Below are 19480 nucleotides of genomic sequence, written 5' to 3' on the forward strand. Positions count from 1 at the left end.
GTCCCCGTGACCCGGGCCCCTCGGGTCCGTACGGGCCCAGGGGCCCTGCGGTCAGCGGGTGCCGGAAGCGCGTGCCAGCCGGGCGGCCATCTCCTGGACATGGGTGACCAGCGGCTCCGGCCCGACGACCCGGAATTCGCAGCCGACCATGAGCAGCCGGAGTGCCAGCCACTCCAGGGTGTCCGTCGACCGCGTCCGCAGTCGGCACTCCGCCTCCCCCAGCGGCTCCGGAGCGGCGAGGGACCGGGGGAGCCGCGCCGCCACCGTCGCCGCCGGAGCGTTGAACTCCACCTCCACGTCGTACTCCTGGCGGGGCATCAGGGTGTGCCCGAGCAGTTCCCCGGCGCCTCCCTTCGGCAGCTCCCGGGGGGTGAAGCGCTCGCCCGTCGGAAAGGGCCCGGTCAGCCGGTCGACCCGGAAGGTCCGCCAGTCGGCCCGTTCCAGGTCGTAGGCCATGAGATACCAGCGATAGCCGGTCGACAGCAGACGGTAGGGCTCCACCAGCCGCTTGGTGCGGGTACTGTCCCCGGCGCGATAGTCGAACCGCAGCCGTTCCTGCCCCCGGGCCGCACCGGCGATCGTCGTGAGGGTGTGCGGGTCGATCGTCGCGCCGTCGCCCCGGGTCAGCGGGAAGGTCGCCGCCTGAAGTGCGGTCACCCGGTGGCGCAGCCGGGACGGCAGGACCTGCTCCAGCTTGGCCAGGGCCCGGACGGACGCCTCCTCGACGCCCTCGATGGCATGGCCCGCTCCGGCGCGCAGCCCGACGGCGATCGCCACGGCCTCCTCGTCGTCGAGGGTGAGCGGAGGCATGGCTGTGCCCGCGACCAGGCGGTATCCGCCGACCGGTCCCTTTGTGGCCTCGACGGGATAGCCCAGCTCCCGCAGCCGGTCGATGTCGCGGCGGATGGTCCGGGGACTCACTTCCAGCCGCCGGGCCAGCTCGCTGCCCGGCCATTCACGCGGGGTCTGGAGCAGGGAGAGCAGGGTCAGCAGTCTCGCCGGGGTGTCCGTCATGAGCCAAGGATGCCGTCTTAATAGGACGCGTTCTGGCCTATAGGGCGCCTAGTGTCGTTCCCATGAGTTCACACGACCCGTCCGGTACCAGCCCGCCGCACCCGCAGACCACTCCCGCCCGGACGGGCGGACCTTCCGTACCGCACAGCAGAGCCGCCGAGCCCGGGTCTCCGGCCGCCGCCGGGGGCCCGGAGGCCCCGGCGGACCGCCGCCGCTGGATAGCCCTCGCGATCGTGATGACCGCCGCCTTCATGGACCTGGTCGACGTCACCATCGTGAACATCGCGATCCCCGCCATCGAAAGCGACCTGGACGCGTCCTTCGGCGCCATCCAGTGGATCACGGCGGGATACGCGCTCGCGTTCGCCGCCGGACTGATCACCGGTGGCCGCCTCGGCGACATCTACGGTCGCAAGCGGCTCTTCCTCATCGGTATCACCGGCTTCACGCTCGCCTCCGCGCTCTGTGGTTTCGCCCTGACCACCGAGATGCTGGTCGGCTCCCGGATTCTCCAGGGCGCGATGGCCGCGCTGATGGTGCCGCAGGTCCTCGCGATCGTGCACGCGACCTTCCCCGCCCATGAGCGCGGCAAGGTCTTCGGCCTCTTCGGCGCCATCGTCGGACTGGGCGCGGTCTCCGGTCCGCTACTCGGCGCACTGCTGACCGAGTGGGACCTGTTCGGCCTGGGCTGGCGGCCCATCTTCCTGATCAACCTGCCGGTGGGCATCGCCGGAGTCATCCTGGGCCGGATCTACATCGCCGAGTCCCGCGCCCCGAAGGCGCTCCGGCTCGATCTGGTCGGCGTCGTCCTGGTCACCACCGCGCTGATGATGCTGATCTACCCGCTCACCCGTGGCCGTGAGCTGGACTGGCCGCTGTGGGGCCATGTCTCCATGCTGTGCAGCCCGCTGGTGCTGGCCGCGTTCGTCCTGTACGAGCGGTACAAGACACGCAAGGACGGCTCCCCGCTGGTCGAGCTGTCGCTGTTCCGGGTGCGGAGCTTCGCCGCCGGTATCGCCGTCCAGCTCACCTTCGGCGTCGTCATGGGGGTGTTCTTCCTGGTGTGGACGCTCTATATGCAGATCGGTCTGGGCTGGGGGGCGCTGAAGGCCGGACTGACGGGTGTGCCCTTCTCCCTCGCGGTCTCGGTGGCCGCCGGTGTCTCCGTGCAGCAGCTCGTGCCCCGTTTCGGCCGGAAGGTGCTCCAGGCCGGAGCGGCCACCATGGCCGCGGGTGTGCTCCTCTATCTGTGGTCGGTCGACCACTACGGCACGGACATCAGCCCCTGGCAGATGCTGCCCGCGCTGCTGCTCATGGGCGCGGGGATGGGTCTGATCGTGGCCCCGCTGACGGACGCGATCCTGTCCGAGGTGCCGCGTGAGCACGCGGGTTCGGCGTCCGGCCTGATCAGCACGGTGCAGCAGACGGGAACGGCGCTGGGCCTCGGACTGGTCTCGGTGGTCTTCTTCGGGTCGATGCCCGCCGCTGTCGGCGACGGGATCTCGGGGCACGGGAGTGCCGATCCGGGCTCGGGCGAGGCCCCGGCTGCGGGGGGCGGTCCCGCCGGGGAACCCGACGCGCTGCGGGAGATGCTCGGCCGTGCCTTCGGGGACGGCTTCCAGAACTCCCTGGGGTGGGTCGCCGGAGTGCTCGGTCTGATCTTCCTGATGATGTTCCTGCTGCCCGCGCGGCCGAAGCAGCATCTGGAAGGGGCCGCCGCCGGTGGCGGCGAGGACAGCGACGGTGACGCGGCGGGAGCGCCGGAACCGCAGCTCACGACCTCGGGCCGCTGACAGCGCGACGGTGACGGGACGGCTGCGGTCACCCTGTGACCGCAGCGGACCGCTCACCGGGTGGTGTGGGGGGTGGCGGTACGGCTACGGATGGGGCTTCGGGCTCAGCGCACCCGGGCGCGCAGCTCCATCGCCTCCCGGGCGGTGTGCTCGGCCTCGTACACCTCGCACATGTGGCGGCCGTCGGGGGTGGCTGTGTGCTCCACCTCCCACAGGCTCACCTCGGCGCCGTCCAACAGCAGAAAGGCGTGCTCGTAGAGGGTGAAACCGGCGTCCTTGCCCGCTACCTGGCACTGCCGGGCGAAGACCTGCGTGATGTGGTGGGCGAAGGCGGACCGCAGCAGCCCGGCGGTCTCCTCGCCGGGCCGGTCCATGTTCTCCGCGCGGCGCAGCACACGGCGGGCGTGGTCCGCCGAATTGTCCGGGACGTACATCCGGGGCAGCGCGGCCGGGGGAGTGGCCATCACTCCGGCGAGCAGGGCGACCTCGGCGTCGATCCCCGGCAGCGCCCCGGGTGGCCCGGAGAGGCCGGGGACGGTGCCGAAGGGGCCGGGGCGCTCCCGCTCGGCGGGCTCGTCCGGATCGCCCGCGTCGGCGAAACCGGGGAATCCGGCGGGCAGCCGGGAGGCGGCGAGCCGCACCTCCGCCTCCTCCGTGTACAGCTCGTGCTGCTCAAGGATGTCGGGCCCGGAGCTGTGGACCAGCTCCCAGAGGACCAGGGAACTGCCGTCGCTCAGCAGGAAGGCGTGCCGGTAGGTCGCCCGATCGAGGGTGCCGCTGTGGTGCGAGGAGTGCAGTGAACTCGCGTGCGCCAACGCCGAGTCGAGACGCTCGACGGTCGCGTCGGGCAGCTCGAAGGAGTTGAGCGCCCGGCCCAGGAGCCGCTTGAGGTGAGTCTCGGTCGTCTCATACGGATCGTTCACAGTGGGTCTCCAGGCAGTCGCCGCAAGTAACTCGCTGATTGCTAAAAGTAGCCCCTCGATCTGACAGTGCGTCCACTCGTTCCGAAAAACGAGGGAAGTCTTTGTGAAGTTCCCAGGTTTCGGGGCAACGTCCATAAGCCGTAGATCAGTTGATGTCGTACAGCTCCCGATAGGACGGGAACCAACCACCCGGTCCATTGACTCCCTCGGCCGCGAGGACCGCCCGCACGATCGCCCGGGACACCAGGTCCGCGCCCGCTGCCAGCACCTCGTTGAGGGCGAGCGGCTGCTCCGGGTCCAGCGGCACCACGCCGGTGGCGAGGGTGAAGACCGTGTCGCCGTCATTGAGGAGATGCACCGGCCGAAGGGAGCGCGCGATGCCGTCGTGCGCCGTTCCCGCGAGCTTCTGCGCCTGGGCACGCGTCAGGTCCGCGTCCGTCCCGACCACCGCGAGGGTCGTGTTCAGTGGCGTGGGGCCGCTGGTCGCCCGCGCCTCCGTCAGCCGCCGCACCGCCTCCGCGTGCGCCTCGGGGGGCGGAGGGCTCACCGGGCCGTCCAGATACCGTCCGTACACCACACCGGTCAGCGGATCGACCGCGTTCCCGACCGCGTTGACCACGACGAGCGCCCCCACGGTGACCCCGGATTCGGCGAGCCGGACACTCGCCGTGCCCACGCCGCCCTTCAGCCCGCCGACGACCGCGCCCGTGCCCGCCCCGGTGCCGCCGGTCGCCACCGGGGCGCCGAACGGGGAGCGCGCCGCGTCCTCGACGGCGGCACGCCCCGTCGCCGCGTCGGGCCGGGCCCGCCAGTCCCCACCGCGCCCCAGGTCGAAGAGGCAGGCGGCGGGCACCACGGGGACCACCTGCCCCGGACCGCCGACCGACACCCCACGGCCCCGTTCCTCCAGCCAGTCCATCACCCCGCGCGCCGAGTCGAGGCCGTACGCGCTGCCGCCGGTGAGCACCACGGCGTCGACGCGCTGCACCAGATTGCGCGGGTCGAGCGCGTCGGTCTCCCGGGTCCCGGGCCCGCCGCCCCGGACGTCGACGGCGGCGACCACCCCGCCGTGCGGGGCGAGGACGACGGTGGTGCCGCTGAGCGCCCGTTCCCCGGGCACCCGGGCGTGGCCCACCCGGAGCCCGGCCACATCCGTCAGCGCGTCGTTCCCCTGCCCCGCCGGTGCCGGGGGTGTCCTGTCACTCATGCTGTCCGCCTGCCATCCGTCCGGGAGGGGTGAACGGGGATGCCGCCGCGCCGGGAGAGCGTCAGACCGACCGCGACCGTCAGCGCCGACACCAGCCCGGCAGCGAGCACCGACCACCCGTCGGCGAAGCTGCACAGCAGGATCGCCACGGTCGCGAGCGGCAGTGTGGACTGCTGCGCGGCGCCCTGCTTGAAGTGCCGCGCGTGCAGCAGCCAGACCATCAGCAGGAACACCGCCGTCGGCACGGTCACGGCGGCGCCCGCCGCGAGCGCGGAGATGTGCGCCACCCCGACCGCGTGTTCCACGGCCACCTCCATCCCCGCGCCGATCGCCGCCGCCGAACCGAAGATCAGGACATGTCCGTAGCCCCAGGGCAGCGCCTGCCGGTTGGAGATCAGCCGCTCGTGCGCCGGTACGGCGAAGTAGATCCACCAGGCCGAGAACACGATCAGCAGCCCTCCGGCCGCGATCGGCAGCAGCTCGCCGACCGCCTTGTGCTCGTCCAGTGCGGACTGGACGGCGACGGTGGCCGCCGCCATCGTCTCGCCCAGCACGATCAGGGTGAACAGCCCGTACCGCTCGACGATGTGACGCGGATTCCAGGGCGTCTCCCGGTGCCGCTCCGCGAACAGGGGAACGAGCAGCTCGGCCACCATCACGAGGGGGAACAGCCAGTGCCGCGAGCCCACCGGCGCGAAGAGCAGGGCCACCCAGGCGACCTGGCAGAGGGAGACCCCGGCCGCATAGGTGAAGGCGACCTTCCGGGCCTCCCCGGTCTCGGCCCGGCCCGCGCGCAGCCACTGCGTCGTCAGCGCCAGCCGCATGATCAGATAGCCGGTGACGGCGATGACCCAGTCGTTGTCCTGGAAGGCGCGCGGGACCCCGGCGGCGTAGACGAGCACTCCGGCGATCTGGATCAGCGTCGCGATCCGGTACGGGACGTCGTCGCAGTCGTAGGCGGACGCGAACCAGGTGAAGTTCATCCACGCCCACCACACCCCGAAGAAGACGAACCAGTACCCGGCGAGGCCGCTCACGGGGTGGCCCTCCGCCAGGGCGTGGACGAGCTGGGCGCCCGCCTGGGCGACGGCGACGACGAAGCAGAGGTCGAAGAAGAGCTCCAACGGGGTCGCCGCACGGTGCGCCTCGTCCCGGCGGCGGGGGGTCATCCGGCGCAGCGGGACATAGCCGTCGTCCTCGTCGTCCTCGCTCCCGTTGCCGTGCCCGTTCCCGGCAGGGTCGCCGGAGGGGCTGCCGGTGGTGCCTGAGGCGGTCATGCCCTCAGCAGAACAGAGAGCGGGGCCGGGGGAGCCGTACGGCCGCCTGCCTGCGGCCGAGCGGGTCAAACCGTCACTCCGGGGGCTGACGCGGTCTGTTGACGCGCGCTGCCGCCGGGGCCCGCCCGCCGGGCACCCGGGCCAGGACGGGGCGGGGCGGGGACGCGAGGACGAGGGGCGGGAGTGAACGGGAAGGGGCGGGGTGCGGGCGGTCCGGCGGTGGGCGGGGCCGCCGCCGGGGGAGAACCACCCGGGTGGGTGAGGGAGTTGTCCACAACCGGTGGACGGTCCACAGGCGTCGGCGGGATCGGCGCGAAGAGTGGACCGTGAGGAGCGAACGGCCCTTCCGGCGGTCCCGCGCGGTGCTCTGCGCGGTGCGGTCCCGCCCGGGCCACGCTATCGAGCGACGAAGGCGGTGCGACAGCCCATGACCTCTCCTTCTTCTCCCTTCCCTGCTCCCTCCTCCGGTCCTTCCCCCAGCCACTCCTCCAGCGCTTCATCCGCTCCTTCCGCCAGCCCTTCCCTTGCTCCGGACGGCACCGCGGTCCCGCACCGGTGCCGTCCGGTGGGGGTCCGGGGCCCGGCGGGCCCGCTGGTCCTGGAGCCCCTGGGGGTACCGCACTTCCGGCCGGTGCGGACGCGCCGGGGCGCCCACCGGCTGCGGCGGGCGGTACGGCGACGGCGCCGCACCCTGGCGGCCGGGATCGCGCTGACGGCCGCCGCCCTGGCCGCCTCGGCCCCCCGGGCCCCCGAGGACCGCGGCGACGGGGGCACCCGGCGCGCGGCCGGAGCCGACGACGGCGTGGTGCCCCCGGGCGGGACGGCGGACCCCGGCCCGGCGACGGACACCGGGCACCGTCCGGGCGGAGCGATCGGACGGGCCCAGCGCCCGGTGGGGGCGGGCCCCGTGACCGTCCCGGTACGGATCGCGGACGCGGAGACGGTCCGGCTGCTGCGCCCCGGCGACCGGGTGGATGTGGTCGCCGCCCCCGATGTCACGGACGGACCCGACGGCCCGCCCGACGCCCTGGTGGTGGCCTCCTGTGTCCGGGTGGCCGAGGTGCCGCGGCCGGTGGTGACCTCGGAGGGCGGCGGCGCGCTGGTGGTGCTCTCCGTCCCGCGCGGTGCCGCCCCCGCTCTGGCCGTGGCGAGTGCCACGCTCCGGCTGGCGGTGGCGGTGTGCTGAGCGTTCCGCAGGGCGGGGAAGCCGCTCGGACTCGCACTGGTGTGCAGGGCTGTCACCTCTTCGCCGGTACGGAGTGGACAGGGCCGCGGCGCCGTGCCGTAGGTTGCGGAGGGTTTAGGCCCTGGCCTGACCCCCATCCCCGTACCAGCGAAGAAAGGCTCAGTGGTGACCGAGAAGAAGGTCGGCGTTCTGGAGGGTTTCAAGACCTTCCTGATGCGCGGCAATGTGATCGACCTGGCCGTGGCCGTCGTCATCGGCGCGGCGTTCACACAAGTCGTGAACTCCGTGGTGAAGGGCGTCATCAACCCCCTGGTCGGCGCTTTCGGCACCAAGAACCTGGACGCCTACAGCTCCTGCCTCAAGGGCCCCTGCCAGGTGGTCAACGGCCAGGCCGAGGGCATCCGGATTCTGTGGGGCTCGGTCCTCGGGGCCATCCTGACCTTCGTCATCACGGCGGCGGTCGTCTACTTCCTGATCGTTCTGCCGATGTCCCGCTATCTGGCGCGCAAGGCGGCCCGGGACGCGGCGAAGGAAGGCACGAAGGAGGTCGTGGAGCTGTCGGAGCTGGAGGTGCTCAAGGAGATCCGCGACGCGCTGGTGGCGCAGTCGCGCGGCGGTGGCGCGGGGACGGGCTTTGCTCCCGGTGCCGGACCGGGCTCCGGTCCCTCGTCCGCCGGCTCTTCCTCCTGATCCTTCCGGATCTGCTCCGGGGCCTTCTTCCGGGAGGGGGCCCCGGCCCGGTCGGGAACTCTGTCCCGGGTCCCCCGGGCGTCTCGGGGCTCCTGGGCATCCCCGTCGGGGAGCTTCTCCCGAAGCCGCTCAGAGGTGGTGCGGAGGCTTCTCGTCCAGGAAGCGCGCGAGGTCGGCGGCTCCGCCGCCGGTGGTGGGCCGCTCACCCCACCCACGGTCCGTGTCGTCCGAGGACTGCTGGTCCAGCGGATCGTCGAAGACGATCCCCGGCCGGGACGGCTGCTGTCGGGGGTGGTGCTTCGCATCGCGCGGGCCGGAGGCGGGGGCGGTCGTCATACCCCCAGAGTACGGCGGCGGTGGGCCGCCCCGGGCCGTGCGCACGGCCGCCGGGCGGCGCGGCCCCAAGTGCTCCCGGGTGGGCGGAACCCCGCCGCGCCCGGCCGTGGCGCGGGCGCGGCGGGGTCCTGTCGCCGGTGGGCGGAGGGTCAGGGCAGCTCTATGCCGAGGTCCCAGCCGTCGTGGACATGGGTGCAGAGGCAGTCGCGGTCCTCGGCGCCGGGCAGTCCGGCCACGGCGTCGAAGAGGACCGAGCGCAGCCGGTCGATGTTCTCGCCGAAGACCCGCATCACCTCGGTGTGGGAGACGCCCTCGCCGGTCTCGGTTCCGGCGTCCAGGTCGGTGACCAGGGCGATGGAGGTGTAGCAGAGGCCCAGCTCACGGGCGAGGACCGCCTCCGGGTGGCCCGTCATCCCGACGACCGACCAGCCTGCGGCGGCGTGCCAGCGGGACTCGGCGCGGGTGGAGAAGCGCGGCCCCTCGATGACGACCATCGTCCCGCCGTCCACGGGCTCCCACTCGTGGTCCCGCGCGGCCTTCATGGCGACGCCGCGCCCGACCGGGCAGTAGGGGTCGGCGAAGGTCGTGTGCACGACGTTCGGGGTCACCCCGTCCTCGCGGGTCACCCCGTCGAAGAAGGTCTGCTTCCGGGTCAGGGTGCGGTCCACGATCTGGTCGGGCACGACCAGCGTCCCGGGGCCGTACTCCGCCCGCAGGCCGCCGGTCGCGCAGGGGCCGAGCACCTGGCGCACACCGACGGAGCGCAGGGCCCAGAGGTTGGCGCGGTAGTTGATGCGGTGCGGGGGAACACGGTGATCACGGCCGTGCCGGGGGAGGAAGGCGACCGACCGTCCGGCCACCTCGCCGAGGAACAGCGAGTCACTGGGAGTGCCATAGGGGGTGTCGACGGTGACCTCGGTCACGTCCTCCAGGAAGGAGTAGAAGCCCGAGCCTCCGATAACACCGATCTCTGCTTTCGTCTGAGCCATGACCGTCACCCTAGCGGCGGATGGTCACCCCACGGTATGCCGAACGGCGGGCCGTTCACGCCGAGGACCCCGCCGTGCGCGACAGCGGGGTCCTGCGGGAGTGAGTCCGAGGTCAGGCGGCGGAGCTGCTGCTCGACGAGGACGAAGAAGACGAGGACGACGAGGACGAAGAAGACGAGGACGACGAGGACGAAGAAGACGACGACGAGGTCGAGGTCGAGGACGATGCCGACGGGGAAGCCGAGGGCTTGCTGTCGGACGACTTCGAACCGGACCCGGCGGCGGGGGTGCTGCTCGACGAGGAGCCCCTGCTGTCGTTGCGGTAGAAGCCGGAGCCCTTGAAGACGATGCCGACGGCCGAGAACACCTTCTTGAGGCGTCCGTCGCAGCTCGGGCACACGGTCAGGGCGTCGTCGGTGAACTTCTGCACCGCCTCGAGGCCCTCGCCGCATTCGGTGCACTGGTACTGGTAGGTCGGCACTGGTCTTCCTCCTGGCACTCTCACTCAATGAGTGCTAACGACGGTCCATAGTGACGTATTCCGCTGTCTCAGTCCACCGTCGCCGGTGAGCGGTGATCCACGCCACTCGCGCTCCGGGCGGCGATCCGGCCGGAGTCCGCGGTTCCGTCGGGGTCCCGCGGGGGAGCCAGCCGGGAGCGCAGCGCGACCAGGGTCACCAGGGCCAGCGCGGTGCCGATCAGCGGGACCGTGAAGCCCGCGCTGGCCCCGCCGCTGTCGGTCAGCCGGCCCGCGGCGGTGACCGCGAGGGCCTGGCCGAGGGCCACCGCGCCGGTCAGCCAGGTGAACGCCTCGGTACGGGCCGTGGCCGGAACCAGCGAGTCGACCAGGGTGTAGCCGCCGATCAGCGCGGGGGCGATACACAGTCCCACCACGAGTCCGACCAGGGCGAGCAGCAGGGCGGAGTCGACGGCCCACAGGGTGGACGCGGCCAGGGTGAGTCCGGCGTAGCCGATCAGCACCCGGCGCAGCGGGCCGCTCTTCCAGGCGATGGCGCCGCAGGCGATGCCCGCGAGCATGTTGCCCGCGGCGAAGACCCCGTACAGGACGCCGTTGATGCCGGGGTTGCCGATCTGCTCGCTGAAGGCGGTGATCGAGACCTGCATACCGCCGAAGACCGAGCCGATACCGAGGAAGGAGACCACGAGGACGCGGACCCCGGGGACGGAGAGAGCGGAGGCGCGCGGTGCCGTGGCACCGTCCGCGGCGGTGCGCACGACGGGCGGCTGGGTGCGCTTCTGGGCGGCGAAGAGCAGACCGCCGACGAGGGTCAGTCCGGCTTCGGCGATCAGTCCGGCCGCCGGGTGCACCCCGGTGCAGAGCGCGGTGGCGAGGACGGGGCCCACGACGAAGGTGAACTCGTCCGTCACCGACTCGAAGGCGGCGGCCGTCGGCATCAGCGGTGAGCCGTCCAGCCGGGCCGCCCAGCGGGCGCGGACCATCGGGCCGACCTGGGGTACGGAGGCGCCCGCCGGGACGGCCGCGGCGAACAGGGCCCACATCGGGGCCTCCGCCAGGGCCAGCCAGGTCAGGGCGGAGACGGAGGCGGCGTGGACGAGGACGCCGGGGAGCAGCACGGCGCGCTGGCCGAAGCGGTCGGCGAGCTTGCCGCTCTGCGGGGCGAAGAGGGCCATGGAGACGCCGGTGACGGCCGCGACCGCTCCGGCCTGGCCGTAGGAGCCGGTGGTGTGCTCGACCAGCAGCACGATGCCGATCGTGAGCATGGCGAAGGGCTGCCGGGCGGCGAAGCCGGGGAGGAGGAAGGTCCAGGCACCGGGGGTGCGGAGGAGCTGTCCGTATCCGGGGCGTGCGCTGTCGGTGACCGTGGGTGCCACGGCCATGCCTTTCTGCCGCCTGGTAGCGGTGCCCGCCGGGGGTGCGGGAACGGCCGAGAGCTGTCCTCTGCGCGCGGGACTGCGGTAGATACCGGGTCCGGGAGGTGGACTGCTCGGCCGCCATACGGTCGCGCCAGCTCTGCGTCAGGCAGAGGTGGGTCGATCAAATGTCGTCCCATCCTACAACCGCCCAGGTGGCCGGCCCGGTGGCTGTCCGCCGGGGCCGCGGCCCCGCTCCGGTGGCGGCCCCGCCGCCCGATGGTCCCGGTCGATGCCCGCCGGGGCCTGCCGGATATCGGCTGTCGGCCGGGGTCAGCCGGAGCCGAGCCAGCCCGCCAGTTTGCCGCCCCTGCCCACCGCGCGGAGTCGTTTCTCCGCGGCGTCCCGCACCGGGTCGGTGGCGACGACGAGGAGTTCGTCCCCGCGGCGCAGCACGGTCGCGGGCGAGGGGACGAAGCTCTTGCCGTCCCGGACGACGAGGGTGACGGCGGAGCCGGCGGGCAGCCGCAGTTCGGAGACCTCGACGCCGTGCATCCGGGACTCCTCCGGGATCGACACCGAGAGCAGATGGCCGCGCAGCCGCTCCAGCGGCGCGGACTCGACGCCCAGGTCGGAGGGGCCGCCGGGGCCCAGCCGCAGGGCCTTGGCCAGCCAGGGCAGGGTCGGCCCCTGGACCAGGGTGTAGACGACGACCAGGACGAAGACGATGTTGAAGATCCGGTCGCTGCCCGCGACCCCGCCCACCATGGGGATGGTGGCGAGGATGATGGGCACGGCGCCGCGCAGCCCCGCCCAGGACATCAGGATCTGCTCGCGCTCGGGAATCCTGAACGGCAGCAGGCTCAGCATCACGGACACCGGCCGGGCCACCATCGTCAGCACCAGGCCCACGACCACCGCGGGCCAGAAGTCGGCCACCAGTTCGTGCGGGGTGACCAGCAGACCGAGCAGGACGAACATCCCGATCTGGGCGATCCAGCCGAGCCCCTCGGCGAAGCCCCGGTTGGCGGGGGCGTGCGGGAGCTTCGAGTTCCCGAGGACCATGGCGGCCAGATACACCGCGAGGAAGCCGCTGCCGTGGGCCATGGCCCCCGCCGCGTACGCCGCCACCGCGATCGCCATGACGGCGATCGGGTAGAGACCGGAGGCGGGCAGGGCCACGTGCCGCAGCCCGAACGCGCCCAGGAAGCCTGCCGCGAGACCGATGCCCGCGCCGATCGCCAGTTCCAGCAGGATCGTTCCGACCAGCACATACCAGGCGTCCACCGGCCCGGCGGTGGAGAAGGCCACGACCAGGATCACCACGGGGGCGTCGTTGAAGCCCGACTCGGCCTCCAGCACACCGGTCACCCGCGACGGCAGCGGCACCTTGCGCAGCACGGAGAAGACGGCCGCCGCGTCCGTCGACGACACCACCGCTCCGATGATGAGTGCCTGCTGCCACTCCAGACCGACCAGATAGTGCGCCGCGGTCGCCGTGATGCCCACGCTGACGGCGACGCCGACGGTCGAGAGCGCGACGGCGGCGGGGAGCGCCGGTTTGATCTCCTGCCACTTCGTGCCGAGTCCGCCTTCGGCGAGGATCACGACCAGTGCCGCGTAGCCGATCACCTGGGTCAGTTCGGCGTTGTCGAACTTGACGTCGAAGATCCCGTCCTGCCCTATGGCGATGCCGATCCCGAGATAGATCAACAGACTGGGCAGCCCGCTGCGGGATGAGACACGTACCGCCGCGACGGCGATGAGGAGCACGAGCGAGCAGTTGAGCAGGAGTTCGTTGAGCTGCTGGACAGTCAGTGGCCGATCCTTCCCCTCGCGCCTCTACGTGCCGGATCGCTGATCCGGGCGGCGACACTTCGTTACCTTACCTAATCTTTAACGTTTTCTTGACGCCGTGATGGTCACGAATAGGGCCCGTTCCGGCAGGCGGCTTCCGGATACCGCGTCCGGGGCGCCATGGCGCTGCGCCTATGGTTGGCTCCAGCACTCCTGGACCAGCCTGCGCCTCGAAGGACAGCGATGCCCTCCAAAAATTCCGCCTCTTCGCCCAAGAAGAAGAAGGGGCGACGCGCCCGCCTGCTCGTGATCCTGCTGGTGCTCGCGCTCCTCGGCGGTGTCGGATTCGCCGGTTTCTGGGGGGTGAGCGCCGTTCGCGCCTCCTTCCCGCAGACCACCGGAACGATCCGGATCGAGGGGCTGAGCGGCGATGTGGAGGTCAAGCGGGACGACTACGGAATCCCGCAGATCTACGCCGACACCGATGCGGATCTCTTCCGCGCCCAGGGCTTCGTCCATGCCCAGGACCGCTTCTACGAGATGGATGTGCGCCGCCATATGACGGCGGGCCGTCTCTCCGAGATGTTCGGCGAGAGCCAGGTCGAGACGGACGCGTTCCTGCGGACCCTCGGCTGGCGCCGGGTGGCGCAGCAGGAGTACGACGAGAAGCTGTCGGAGGCGACGAAGAAGAACCTCCAGGCGTACGCGGCGGGGGTCAACGCCTATCTGAAGGAGAAGGCGCCGAAGGAGATCTCCGTCGAGTACGTGGCGCTCGACCTGGACAGCGGCTACCGGCCCGAGCCGTGGACGCCGGTCGACTCGGTGGCCTGGCTCAAGGCGATGGCCTGGGACCTGCGCGGCAATATGCAGGACGAGATCGACCGCTCCCTGATGACCAGCCGGCTGAGCAAGAAGCAGATCGAGGACCTGTATCCGGCATACCCGGCGGACCGGAACAAGCCGGTCGTCGAGCGCGGTGGCGTCAACCCCGTCACCGGCGTCTTCGACCCGGAGACCGAGCCCACGGGCACCATCGGCACCTCCGGAACGGGCACCGGCACCGGCACCGGAACGGGCACGGGCACGGGCACCTCTGGAACGGGCACCGGTACGGGCACTTCCGGAACGGGTACGGGAACCGGAACCTCCGGCACGGGCACGGGCACGGGTACCGGAACGGGTACCGGAACCGGGACGCTCCCCGGCACCGCCGCGGACGCCACGCAGGGCCTGAACACCCAGCTCGCCGCCCTCTCCGAGTCCCTGGACACCATTCCGCAGCTCCTCGGCCCCAACGGCAGCGGCATCGGCTCCAACTCATGGGTCGTCTCCGGCCAGTACACGACCACCGGCAAGCCCCTGCTGGCCAACGACCCGCACCTGGCCCCGCAGCTCCCCTCGCTCTGGTACCAGATGGGCCTGCACTGCCGGAAGGTCTCCCAGAGCTGCCAGTACCAGACCGCGGGCTTCACCTTCTCCGGTATGCCGGGCGTGGTCATCGGCCACAACAGCGACATCGCCTGGGGCCTCACCAACCTCGGCGCCGACGTGACCGACCTCTATCTGGAGAAGCTGACCGGGAACACCTACCAGGTGGGCGACGAGCAGCAGGAGCTGACCACCCGCAAGGAGGTCATTGAGGTCGCGGGCGGCAAGAGCCGGACGATCACCGTCCGCTCCACCCGGAACGGACCCCTGGTCTCCGACCGCAGCACCGAGCTGGCCCAGGTCGGCCAGCGTGCCCCCGTCTCCAGCGCGGCACCCGACCGCGCCACCGGCTACGGCGTCGCCCTGCGCTGGACGGCCCTGGAGCCCGGCACCTCCCTCGACGCCCTGCTCGCGCTGAACCGCGCGTCCGACTTCGACTCCTTCCGCGCCGCGGCCAAGGACTTCGACGTCCCCTCGCAGAACCTGATCTACGCGGACCGCGAGGGCAGCATCGGCTACCAGGCCCCCGGCCGGATTCCGGTGCGCGGCAAGGGCGACGGCTCCCTCCCCGCGCCGGGCTGGGACTCCGCCTACGTCTGGGACGAGTACATCCCGTTCGACGAGATGCCCTACGAGCTGAACCCGAAGCGCGGCTACATCGTCACCGCCAACCAGGCGGTCGTCGACCCGGAGAAGTACCCGTACCCGATCACCACCGACTACGGCTACGGTGCGCGCAGCCAGCGGATCAACAATCTAATCGAGTCCAAGATCAAGGGTGGCGGCAAGATCTCCACCGAGGACATGCGCACCATGCAGATGGACAACGCCAGCGAGATCGGCAAGCTGCTGACGCCCTATCTGCTGAAGATCGACGTCAAGGACAAGGACGTCCGCGAGGCGCAGAAGCTGCTGGAGACCTGGGACTACACCCAGGAGCCGGACTCCTCGGCCGCCGCCTACTTCAACGCGGTGTGGCGGAACATCCTCAAGCTGGCGTTCGGCAACAAGCTGCCGAAGGAACTGCGTGTCGAGGGCGACTGCCTGAGCGTTCGCCCGGTCGACGGCACGGTCCTGCACGACGAGCAGAACAAGCCGAAGGACGAGTGCGGTGAACGGGACGCCGACTCGGCGCAGCCGGACGGCGGCGACCGCTGGTTCGAGGTGATCCGGAAGATCGTCAAGGACGAGGACAACGCCTGGTGGAAGTCGCCCGGCACCCGCACGGACGAGGAGACCGACACCCGGGACGAGCTGTTCGCCCGGGCCATGGAGGACGCCCGCTGGGAGCTGACGGCCGAGCTGGGCAAGGACATGTCGACGTGGAACTGGGGTCGGCTGCACCAGCTCAACCTCAGGAACCAGACCCTCGGCGCCGAGGGCCCCGCCTTCCTGAAGTTCCTGCTGAACCGCGGTCCGTGGAACCTCGGCGGCGGTGAGGCGGCGGTCAACGCCACCGGCTGGAACGCGGCGGCGGGCTACGACGTCGTCTGGGTGCCGTCCATGCGGATGGTGGTCAACGTGGGCGACTGGGACAAGTCGGACTGGATCAACCTCTCCGGCGCCTCGGGCCACGCCTACAGCGCGCACTACACCGACCAGACGGACAAGTGGGCCAACGGCGAACTGCTCGACTGGTCCTTCACACCGGACGCGGTGGACACCAATACGGTCGACCGGCTGACGCTGACCTCGAAGTGAGACACGAGCGGGCGACGAGGTGAGACGCCCGCCGCGACCTGGCGGCAGAGCGCCCCCGGACCACCGTCCGGGGGCGCTCCCGCGTTCCGCCGCCGTGAGGGAAGGTCCCTCATGGAATCTCCGGTGCTCCTAGGGAACGTCCGGTGCCCGGAAGCGGTGGACGCCCTCCGGGGTGACGGCCGCGTGCACGGGGCGGTCGTGCGGCTCGGCGGGGACCTCGGCGACCACCTCGTCCGCGTACAGCAGCACCACCAGCGCGGGCCGCGCCCCGGAGCGTTCCAGCCGGGTGAGCACCCGGTCGTACGAGCCGCCGCCGCGGCCGAGCCGCAGCCCGCGCCGGTCCACGGCGAGTCCGGGAACGAGGACGGCGTCGGCCGCGAGGACGGCGTCGGGGCCCAGCCGCGGCCCGTCCGGTTCGAGGAGTCCGCGCCCCGCCCGCGCCAGCCGCCCGGGGCCCCGGTACTCCCCCCAGTCCAGGTCGTTGTCGGGCAGGAGCACCGGCAGCAGGACCCGGGTCCCGCGGGCGCGCAGGGCGTCGAGGAGGTCCCGGGTGCCCGGTTCGGTGCCGACGGAGACATACGCGGCGACCGTGTCGGCGCGGCCCAGCTCCGGCAGGTCCAGGGCGTGCCGGGCGAGCGAGGCCGCGGCCAGGGCCACGGCCTCGGGCGGCAGCAGCCGACGGGCGGCGAGGAGCCCGCCCCGCACGGCCCGCTTGTCCGGGGCCCGGTGCGCGGCCGTGTCCGGAGCCCCGCCGGGTGCCCCGCCCGGAGTCCGGCCGGGAGCCCCGCCCCCGGACTCGCCGGACGCCTCGGGCGTCTTGGCTGTCCCACGCATACCGAATGCCTCAGGCGTCTCGGATGTCTCGGCCATCATTTCCGGCAAACCTTCCGTATTACGGCACCCATTACCGTATCTATCCCGCTCTCTGCGGACGAAGTTAACCGGAACATCATCTTCTCCCCCCGCTGTGCGGCTTCGATCACCGGATATTGTGCTGGACATGACTCAGTCGAACACCAGGATCAGCAAGGCGGTCATCCCCGCCGCCGGCCTCGGAACGCGCTTTCTCCCCGCGACCAAAGCGACTCCGAAAGAGATGCTGCCTGTCGTCGACAAGCCCGCGATCCAGTACGTCGTGGAGGAGGCCGTCGCCGCCGGACTCTCCGACGTCCTCATGATCACCGGCCGGAACAAGCGGGCCCTGGAGGACCACTTCGACCGCAACTACGAGCTGGAGGAGGCCCTGACCCGCAAGGGCGACGAGAACCGCCTCAAGAAGGTCCAGGAGTCCAGCGACCTCGCCACCATGCACTACGTCCGCCAGGGCGACCCGCGCGGCCTCGGCCACGCCGTCCTGTGCGCCGCGCCCCACGTCGGCGACCAGCCCTTCGCCGTCCTCCTCGGCGACGACCTGATCGACCCCCGGGACCCGCTGCTCTCCCGCATGGTCGAGATCCAGGAGCGCGAGGGCGGCAGCGTCGTCGCGCTGATGGAGGTCGACCCCGAGCAGATCCACCTCTACGGCTGTGCCGCCGTCACCGCGACCGACGAGTCCGACGTGGTCCGGGTGACCCGGCTGGTCGAGAAGCCCGACCCGGCCGACGCCCCCAGCAACCTCGCCGTCATCGGCCGCTATGTCCTCGACCCCGCCGTCTTCGCCATACTGCGGGAGACCCGCCCCGGGCGCGGCGGCGAGATCCAGCTCACCGACGCCCTCGAAATGCTCGTCGAGGACGAGTCGATCGGCGGCCCCGTCCACGGCGTCGTCTTCGAGGGCCGGCGGTACGACACCGGAGACCGCGGCGACTATCTGCGGGCGATTGTCAGACTCGCGTGCGAACGTGATGACCTGGGACCGGAGTTCCAGAGCTGGCTCCGCAGCTATGTGACCGAGGAGATGTGACCTGGTGAGCAGCGCGATCTGGTCGGTGGACGACCACCTGGAGGACATCCTGGCGGCCATCAGGCCCCTTGACCCGATCGAGCTGCATCTGCTGGACGCGCAGGGCTGCGTCCTCGTCGAGGACGTCACCGTCCCCGTCGCCCTGCCGCCCTTCGACAACAGCTCCATGGACGGGTACGCGGTCCGCGTCGCCGATGTGCGGGGCGCGACCGAGGAGTTCCCCGCCGTCCTCACCGTCGTCGGCGATGTCGCCGCGGGCGGCGGATGGGCCCCGGCGGTCGGCCCCGGCCAGGCCGCGCGGATCATGACGGGCGCGCCGCTGCCGCCCGGCGCGGAGGCCGTCGTCCCGGTCGAGTGGACCGACGGCGGCACCGGGGGCGGCGCGGCCACCGCGATGCTGCCCGCCCAGGCGGCGCCCGAGGGGGCGAGCGGCGAGGTCCGCGTCCACCGCCCCGTCGACGAGGGCGCGTACATCCGGCCGCGCGGCAGCGATGTGATGGCCGGTGACCTCGCCCTGGTCCGGGGCACGGTGCTCGGGCCGCCCCAGATCGGGCTGCTCGCCGCGATCGGCCGCGCCACCGTGCGGGTACGGCCCCGCCCCCGGGTCGTCGTCCTCTCCACCGGCTCCGAGCTGATGCAGCCCGGCGAGAGTCTGGCCGAGGGCCGGATCTACGACTCCAACAGCTACGCCCTCGCCGCCGCCGCGCGGGACGCGGGCGCGCTCGCCTACCGGGTCGGCGCGGTCACGGACGACGCGGACACCCTGCGCGCCACCATCGAGGACCAGCTCATCCGGGCCGATCTGCTGGTCACCACGGGCGGCGTCAGCGTCGGCGCGTACGACGTGGTCAAGGAGGCCCTGTCCGGGGTCGGCGAGCTGACGGCGGGTGAGCTGACGGCCGGTGGGCCGGACGCGGACGATCCGGCGGACGGTGCCCCGGGCGGGCCCGGCGCACAGCGCCCCGGGGGCGTGGTCGACTTCCGCACGATCGCGATGCAGCCGGGCAAGCCGCAGGGATTCGGCACCATCGGCCCCGACCACACCCCGCTGCTCGCGCTGCCGGGCAACCCGGTGTCGTCGTATGTCTCGTTCGAGTTGTTCGTCCGTCCGGCGATCCGGGCGCTGATGGGGCTGGAGGATCTGCACCGGCCCCGGGTGCGGGCCGAGCTGAAGGCGGACGGGCCGCTCTCCTCACCCCCGGGCAAACGGCAGTTCCTGCGCGGCCGGTACGACCCCGACAGCGGCACCGTCACCCCGGTGGGGGGCGCGGGCTCCCATCTGGTGGCGGCGCTCGCCCACGCCGACTGCCTGCTCGTGGTGCCCGAGCACGACACGGCGCTCCAGCCCGGCGCCGGGGTGGACGTGGTCCTCCTCGGCTGACCGGGGCCCGGGGAAGGTACCG

16 protein-coding genes are annotated in these 19480 nt (G+C 72.0%); 6 read left to right on the forward strand and 10 right to left on the reverse strand.

Annotated features, from left to right (window positions below; translation table 11 throughout):
• Nucleotides 1-51: 51 nt before the first annotated feature.
• A complete protein-coding gene (locus CRV15_RS16805; RefSeq protein WP_003953835.1) occupies nt 52-1014 on the reverse strand; it encodes a helix-turn-helix transcriptional regulator in 963 nt (320 codons plus the stop codon).
• A gap of 62 nt (nt 1015-1076) precedes the next feature.
• On the opposite strand from CRV15_RS16805, the gene CRV15_RS16810 reads away from it, so the two are divergent.
• Nucleotides 1077-2807, forward strand: a complete 1731-nt coding sequence (locus CRV15_RS16810; RefSeq protein ID WP_003960794.1) for an MFS transporter — start codon at nt 1077-1079, stop codon at nt 2805-2807.
• Between the two features lie 104 nt (nt 2808-2911).
• Here CRV15_RS16810 and CRV15_RS16815 read toward each other — a convergent pair whose 3' ends face one another.
• The 3 genes from CRV15_RS16815 to CRV15_RS16825 all read right to left on the reverse strand — a co-directional run bounded on the left by CRV15_RS16815 (nt 2912) and on the right by CRV15_RS16825 (nt 6214).
• Nucleotides 2912-3730, reverse strand: a complete 819-nt coding sequence (locus tag CRV15_RS16815; protein ID WP_003953833.1) for a DUF6227 family protein — start codon at nt 3728-3730, stop codon at nt 2912-2914.
• Between the two features lie 145 nt (nt 3731-3875).
• Nucleotides 3876-4937: a P1 family peptidase gene (locus tag CRV15_RS16820; protein WP_003953832.1), complete on the reverse strand. Its 1062-nt coding sequence runs from the start codon at nt 4935-4937 to the stop codon at nt 3876-3878.
• Complete coding sequence (locus CRV15_RS16825; RefSeq protein ID WP_003953831.1) at nt 4934-6214, reverse strand: low temperature requirement protein A; 1281 nt, start codon at nt 6212-6214, stop codon at nt 4934-4936. Before CRV15_RS16825 ends, CRV15_RS16820 begins: the two co-directional genes overlap by 4 nt.
• 565 nt (nt 6215-6779) lie before the next feature.
• On the opposite strand from CRV15_RS16825, the gene CRV15_RS16830 reads away from it, so the two are divergent.
• Nucleotides 6780-7400 (forward strand): hypothetical protein, encoded by a 621-nt coding sequence (locus CRV15_RS16830; protein ID WP_009996464.1) that lies wholly within the window; start codon nt 6780-6782, stop codon nt 7398-7400.
• A 165-nt stretch (nt 7401-7565) separates the two neighbouring features.
• Entirely contained in the window at nt 7566-8090 is a 525-nt protein-coding gene (gene mscL, locus CRV15_RS16835) for a large conductance mechanosensitive channel protein MscL (RefSeq protein WP_009996463.1), read from the forward strand.
• A 129-nt stretch (nt 8091-8219) separates the two neighbouring features.
• Here the strand turns inward: mscL and CRV15_RS16840 are convergent, their stop codons facing one another.
• The 5 genes from CRV15_RS16840 to CRV15_RS16860 form a co-directional block, all read right to left on the reverse strand.
• A complete protein-coding gene (locus tag CRV15_RS16840) occupies nt 8220-8426 on the reverse strand; it encodes a hypothetical protein (RefSeq protein ID WP_009996462.1) in 207 nt (68 codons plus the stop codon).
• A gap of 149 nt (nt 8427-8575) precedes the next feature.
• On the reverse strand, nt 8576-9415 hold the full coding sequence (locus tag CRV15_RS16845) for an S-methyl-5'-thioadenosine phosphorylase (RefSeq protein WP_003953828.1): 840 nt from the start codon (nt 9413-9415) through the stop codon (nt 8576-8578).
• A 112-nt stretch (nt 9416-9527) separates the two neighbouring features.
• Nucleotides 9528-9896 carry an FmdB family zinc ribbon protein gene (locus tag CRV15_RS16850; RefSeq protein WP_003953827.1) on the reverse strand — a complete coding sequence of 123 codons (369 nt, stop codon included), beginning with the start codon at nt 9894-9896 and terminating at the stop codon, nt 9528-9530.
• A gap of 68 nt (nt 9897-9964) precedes the next feature.
• A complete protein-coding gene (locus tag CRV15_RS16855) occupies nt 9965-11269 on the reverse strand; it encodes an MFS transporter (protein ID WP_003953826.1) in 1305 nt (434 codons plus the stop codon).
• Between the two features lie 312 nt (nt 11270-11581).
• A complete protein-coding gene (locus CRV15_RS16860) occupies nt 11582-13021 on the reverse strand; it encodes a potassium/proton antiporter (RefSeq protein WP_003953825.1) in 1440 nt (479 codons plus the stop codon).
• A 267-nt stretch (nt 13022-13288) separates the two neighbouring features.
• Here CRV15_RS16860 and CRV15_RS16865 point away from each other — a divergent pair, with 267 nt between their 5' ends.
• Nucleotides 13289-16174, forward strand: a complete 2886-nt coding sequence (locus tag CRV15_RS16865; protein WP_003953824.1) for a penicillin acylase family protein — start codon at nt 13289-13291, stop codon at nt 16172-16174.
• A 129-nt stretch (nt 16175-16303) separates the two neighbouring features.
• Here CRV15_RS16865 and CRV15_RS16870 read toward each other — a convergent pair whose 3' ends face one another.
• The gene (locus CRV15_RS16870; protein ID WP_003960785.1) at nt 16304-17008 is read right to left on the reverse strand and encodes a 5-formyltetrahydrofolate cyclo-ligase; all 705 of its coding nucleotides are present in this window, start codon (nt 17006-17008) and stop codon (nt 16304-16306) included.
• A gap of 166 nt (nt 17009-17174) precedes the next feature.
• Between CRV15_RS16870 and galU the strand changes: the two genes are divergently transcribed.
• Nucleotides 17175-18077, forward strand: a complete 903-nt coding sequence (gene galU / locus CRV15_RS16875; RefSeq protein ID WP_003953822.1) for a UTP--glucose-1-phosphate uridylyltransferase GalU — start codon at nt 17175-17177, stop codon at nt 18075-18077.
• Between the two features lie 4 nt (nt 18078-18081).
• The gene (locus CRV15_RS16880) at nt 18082-19458 is read left to right on the forward strand and encodes a molybdopterin molybdotransferase MoeA (protein WP_003960784.1); all 1377 of its coding nucleotides are present in this window, start codon (nt 18082-18084) and stop codon (nt 19456-19458) included.
• Nucleotides 19459-19480 lie beyond the last annotated feature (22 nt).

Source organism: Streptomyces clavuligerus (genome assembly GCF_005519465.1).
Taxonomy (GTDB): domain Bacteria; phylum Actinomycetota; class Actinomycetes; order Streptomycetales; family Streptomycetaceae; genus Streptomyces; species Streptomyces clavuligerus.

Bases quoted from the DNA above. Each gene is read 5' to 3' on its own strand.
- CRV15_RS16805 (WP_003953835.1), bottom strand. From the start codon at position 1,014: ATGACGGACACCCCGGCGAGACTGCTGACCCTGCTCTCCCTGCTCCAG.
- CRV15_RS16870 (WP_003960785.1), bottom strand. From the start codon at position 17,008: ATGCGTGGGACAGCCAAGACGCCCGAGGCGTCCGGCGAGTCCGGGGGC.
- CRV15_RS16865 (WP_003953824.1), top strand. From the start codon at position 13,289: ATGCCCTCCAAAAATTCCGCCTCTTCGCCCAAGAAGAAGAAGGGGCGA.
- CRV15_RS16810 (WP_003960794.1), top strand. From the start codon at position 1,077: ATGAGTTCACACGACCCGTCCGGTACCAGCCCGCCGCACCCGCAGACC.
- galU (WP_003953822.1), top strand. From the start codon at position 17,175: ATGACTCAGTCGAACACCAGGATCAGCAAGGCGGTCATCCCCGCCGCC.
- CRV15_RS16845 (WP_003953828.1), bottom strand. From the start codon at position 9,415: ATGGCTCAGACGAAAGCAGAGATCGGTGTTATCGGAGGCTCGGGCTTC.
- CRV15_RS16820 (WP_003953832.1), bottom strand. From the start codon at position 4,937: ATGAGTGACAGGACACCCCCGGCACCGGCGGGGCAGGGGAACGACGCG.
- CRV15_RS16825 (WP_003953831.1), bottom strand. From the start codon at position 6,214: ATGACCGCCTCAGGCACCACCGGCAGCCCCTCCGGCGACCCTGCCGGG.
- CRV15_RS16840 (WP_009996462.1), bottom strand. From the start codon at position 8,426: ATGACGACCGCCCCCGCCTCCGGCCCGCGCGATGCGAAGCACCACCCC.